A 4,215-nucleotide genomic window follows, 5' to 3' on the forward strand; every position below is an offset into this window, starting at 1 on the left:
AGAAGATCGCGCCGCGCCGGCCGCGCGCCCGCCGGCCGCGCGGGCAGCGGCTGCATCGGCCCGCCAATGACGATGAGGACCGACGAGCCCTCGCCGCCTGACGCCGCTCAGCTTGCCGGTAGCGCCGGCACACCCTAGGAGCCGCGCACCATGAGTATTTCCGACCGCCGCACCTTCGCGATCATTTCGCACCCCGACGCCGGCAAAACCACCTTGACCGAAAAGCTGCTGTACTTCGGCGGCGCCATCCATCTCGCCGGCGAGGTCAAGGCGCGCGGGCAGACGCGGCGCGCGCGATCCGACTGGATGAAGATCGAGCAGCAGCGCGGCATTTCGGTGACCAGCTCGGTGATGACGTTTGAGAAGGACGGCATCACTTTCAACCTGCTCGACACGCCGGGGCACGAGGACTTTTCGGAGGACACCTATCGCACGCTGACCGCGGTCGATTCCGCGGTGATGGTGATCGACGCGGCGCGCGGCATCGAGGCGCAGACGCGCAAATTGTTCGAGGTCTGCCGGCTGCGGTCGGTGCCGATCATCACCTTCGTCAACAAGGTCGACCGCGAAGGCCGCCCGCCATTCGAATTGCTCGACGAGATCGCCGACGTGCTCGCGCTCGACGTCGCGCCGATGAGCTGGCCGGTCGGGATGGGCGGGCAGTTCCAGGGCGTGCTCGATCTGACCACCAACAAGGTCAGCCGGCCCGAGGGCGGCAGCCGCGAATTCCTCGGCAAGGTCGATGACGCACCCGAGCTTCCAATCGACATCGCCGAGGAAGTCGAGCTGGCGCAGGCTGGCTATGCCGCGTTCGATGCCGACGCCTATCGTCATGGCGATTTGACCCCGGTTTATTTCGGCTCCGCGCTCAAGGATTTCGGCGTCGCCGAACTGATCGCCGCGCTCGCCGATTACGCCCCGCCGCCGCGCCCGCAACCAGCCGAGCCGGCGCCGGTCTCGCCCGATTTCGACGAAGTCACCGGCTTCGTGTTCAAGGTCCAGGCGAACATGGACCCGCAGCATCGCGACCGCATCGCGTTCATGCGACTGTGTTCGGGCGTGTTCAAACGCGGCATGAAGCTGACCCCGACCGGGCACGGCAAGCCGATCGCGGTGCATTCGCCGATCCTGTTCTTCGCGCAGAATCGCGAGGTCGCGGACGAAGCCTATCCCGGCGACATCATCGGCATTCCTAATCATGGCACCTTGCGCGTCGGCGACACCTTGTCCGAGCGCGCCGATGTGCGCTTCACCGGGCTGCCCAATTTCGCGCCGGAGATCCTGCGCCGCGTCGTGCTCAAGGATCCGACCAAGACCAAGCAATTGCGCAAGGCGCTCGACGACATGGCCGAGGAAGGGGTGACCCAGGTCTTTTATCCCGAGATCGGGTCTAACTGGGTGATCGGCGTGGTCGGCCAGCTCCAGCTCGAAGTGCTGATCAGCCGGCTCGAGGCCGAATACAAGGTCGCGGCGGGGCTGGAGATGGCGCCGTACGACACCGCGCGGTGGATTTCGTCGGACGACCCGGCCGCGCTCAAGGAATTCCTCGACCTCAATCGCGGGTCGCTGGCCAAGGATCGCGACGGCAATCCGGTGTATATGGCGAAGTCGGCCTGGGACGTCGGCTATGTCGCCGACCGCTATCCCAAGGTGAAGTTCGCCGCGACGCGCGAGCGGTAGCAGCAGCAATGCGGGCGCGCGCCGACACAGCGAAGCTATAAAGCCGCCAAACTTTTGGTGCGGTTGCGAAGGCCGGGCGCATCGCTATAGCCGCGTGCGACCATCAGGAGCCCATCATGCAGCCTTCCGCCGCGCTCGCACGCATCAAGCCCTCGCCGACGCTGGCGATCACCAGCCGCGTCCTGGAATTGAAGCGCGCCGGTGTCGACGTGATCGGCTTGGGTGCCGGCGAGCCCGATTTCGACACGCCCGACTTCATCAAGGAAGCCGGGATCAAGGCGATCCGCGACGGCAAGACCAAATATACCAATGTCGACGGCACGCCCGAGCTCAAGGAAGCGGTGCGGCTGAAGTTCAAGCGCGACAACCAACTCGATTATGCGATCGACCAGATCACGATCAACGCAGGCGGCAAGCATACCTTGTTCAACGCGATGGTCGCGACGCTCGATCCGGGCGACGAGGTGGTCATCCCCGCGCCGTACTGGGTGAGCTATCCCGACGTCGTGCTGTTCGCCGGCGGCACGCCGGTATTCGCCGCGGCCGGCGCGGACCAGAATTACAAGCTCAAGCCCGAGCAACTCGAGGCGGCGATTACGCCCAAGACCAAATGGGTGATCCTCAACTCGCCCTCCAACCCGACCGGCGCGGCCTATAGCGAGGCCGAATTGAAGGCGTTGGGCGAAGTGCTCGAGCGTCACCCGCACGTCTGGATCTTCGCCGACGACATGTACGAGCATATCGTGTTCGACGATTTCAACTTCACCTCGATCGCCCAGGTCTGTCCGTCGCTCTACGACCGCACGCTGACCGCCAATGGCTGTTCCAAGGCCTATGCGATGACCGGCTGGCGGATCGGTTTCGCGGCAGGCGCGCCGTGGCTGATCAAGGCGATGTCCAAGCTGCAGTCGCAATCGACCAGCAACCCCTGCTCGATCGCCCAGGCGGCGAGTGTCGCGGCGCTGACCGGCGACCAGGCGTTCCTCAAGGACAATGCCAAATTGTTCGAGCATCGCCGCGACCTGGTGGTGTCGATGCTCAACCAGGCGACCGGCATCACCTGCCCGCGTCCCGAGGGTGCGTTCTACGTCTATCCCGAATTCTCCGCGCTGATCGGCAAGACCACGCCGGGCGGCAAGCCGATCGCGACCGACGAGGATTTCGTGACGTACCTGCTCGACGACGCCAAGGTCGCGGCGGTGCAGGGCGAAGCGTTCGGTCTCTCGCCGGCAATGCGGATCAGCTACGCCACGTCGGACGAACTGCTGCGCGAGGCGTGCGAGCGCATCCAGACGGCCTGCGCCGCGCTGCGTTAAACTGTTTCGGTGAAGGCACGCCAATTGCCGGTGGCCTGAACCAAATCCAAACCGTCACCCCGGCCTTGTGCCGGGGTCCACCGGGCCGCCAAGCCCGGGACAAGAGGCTCCAGCATCTCGCTCGCCTGCACGGTGGATGCCGGGACGAGCCCGGCATGACGAGTGCAAAGGAGCACATCCGCTCGGTGATCAATTGATCTTAGCCCCAGCCGGCCGCGTAACGAACCCAAACCTCCGATGAACGGACCGGCCAGAGAAAGTTCAGGCCCGGAAACCTATCGTTTCAATCATCAGGGTTGAAGCGGAACGTCACATTCCCGATTTCGCACCCGCAACCAAGGGACAAGAGCCATGAAGGCCATTCTCACTTCTTCGTTTTTCTGGCGGTTCGCCGGCGGCTTCGCTTTGGGCGGGTTCGGCGTGATGACACTGCACCCGGCAGGCGCGCAGACCGCGCCGCAGACGCCGGCGGCAATCGCCCATCTGGCGGACTGAAACCTTGGGGCGCCGTGTTCCGTACCTATATGATCGGAGCAACGGAGCCCCTCGTATGATCAAATATGTTCTGCCGCTTGCCGCCGCCGGTGCGCTGGCCGCGGCGATCTTCACCAGCCCCTTCGCGCATGCCGAACGCGCGGTGCCGATCCCGGTGCCGGCGCACGACGTTCAGCCGACTGTGAAGCCCAATGTCGCCGTCCTTGCCGGCGGCTGCTTCTGGGGCATGGAAGCGGTATTCGAGCGCGTGAAAGGCGTGACCGACGTCACCGCGGGCTATGCCGGCGGCACAGCCGCAACCGCGACCTATGATCAGGTGTCGACCGAGGGAACCCGCCATGCCGAGGCGATCCGCGTTGCCTACGATCCGCGCGTCGTAAGCTACGGCACGTTGCTGCGCATCTATTTCTCGGTCGCGCACGACCCGACGACGCTCGACCGCCAGGGTCCCGATCGCGGCACCAGTTATCGCTCGGCGATCTTCCCACAGAATGCGGCGCAGCGCGCGGTGGCGGCGGCGTATATCGCGCAGCTCGGCCAGGCGAAGGCCTATCCGCGGCCGATCGTGACCAAGATCGAGACCGGCGGCTTCTATCCGGCCGAGGCCTATCACCAGCATTTCTTCGACAAGAATCCCAACCATCCGTACATCGTGGCGTGGGACAAGCCGAAGGTGGCGGCGTTCAAGGCGGCGTTTCCGGCGCTGGCGAAGTAAGGCCATTTT

4 protein-coding genes are annotated in these 4,215 nt (G+C 64.9%); all 4 read left to right on the forward strand.

The window, feature by feature from the left end; translation table 11 throughout:
* Nucleotides 1-150: 150 nt before the first annotated feature.
* A complete protein-coding gene (locus SAS01S_RS21590) occupies nt 151-1,680 on the forward strand; it encodes a peptide chain release factor 3 (protein ID WP_066813233.1) in 1,530 nt (509 codons plus the stop codon).
* Between the two features lie 116 nt (nt 1,681-1,796).
* Complete coding sequence (locus tag SAS01S_RS21595) at nt 1,797-2,996, forward strand: pyridoxal phosphate-dependent aminotransferase (protein ID WP_066813235.1); 1,200 nt, start codon at nt 1,797-1,799, stop codon at nt 2,994-2,996.
* A 351-nt stretch (nt 2,997-3,347) separates the two neighbouring features.
* A complete protein-coding gene (locus SAS01S_RS22935; protein ID WP_169804998.1) occupies nt 3,348-3,491 on the forward strand; it encodes a hypothetical protein in 144 nt (47 codons plus the stop codon).
* A gap of 55 nt (nt 3,492-3,546) precedes the next feature.
* Entirely contained in the window at nt 3,547-4,206 is a 660-nt protein-coding gene (gene msrA, locus SAS01S_RS21600; RefSeq protein WP_066813237.1) for a peptide-methionine (S)-S-oxide reductase MsrA, read from the forward strand.
* Nucleotides 4,207-4,215: the final 9 nt, after the last annotated feature.

This window comes from Sphingomonas asaccharolytica NBRC 15499 (assembly GCF_001598355.1).
In the GTDB taxonomy this organism is placed as follows: domain Bacteria; phylum Pseudomonadota; class Alphaproteobacteria; order Sphingomonadales; family Sphingomonadaceae; genus Sphingomonas; species Sphingomonas asaccharolytica.

Coding starts and splice junctions, on each gene's coding strand:
- SAS01S_RS21590 (WP_066813233.1), top strand. CDS start 151: ATGAGTATTTCCGACCGCCGCACCTTCGCGATCATTTCGCACCCCGAC.
- SAS01S_RS21595 (WP_066813235.1), top strand. CDS start 1,797: ATGCAGCCTTCCGCCGCGCTCGCACGCATCAAGCCCTCGCCGACGCTG.
- SAS01S_RS22935 (WP_169804998.1), top strand. CDS start 3,348: ATGAAGGCCATTCTCACTTCTTCGTTTTTCTGGCGGTTCGCCGGCGGC.
- msrA (WP_066813237.1), top strand. CDS start 3,547: ATGATCAAATATGTTCTGCCGCTTGCCGCCGCCGGTGCGCTGGCCGCG.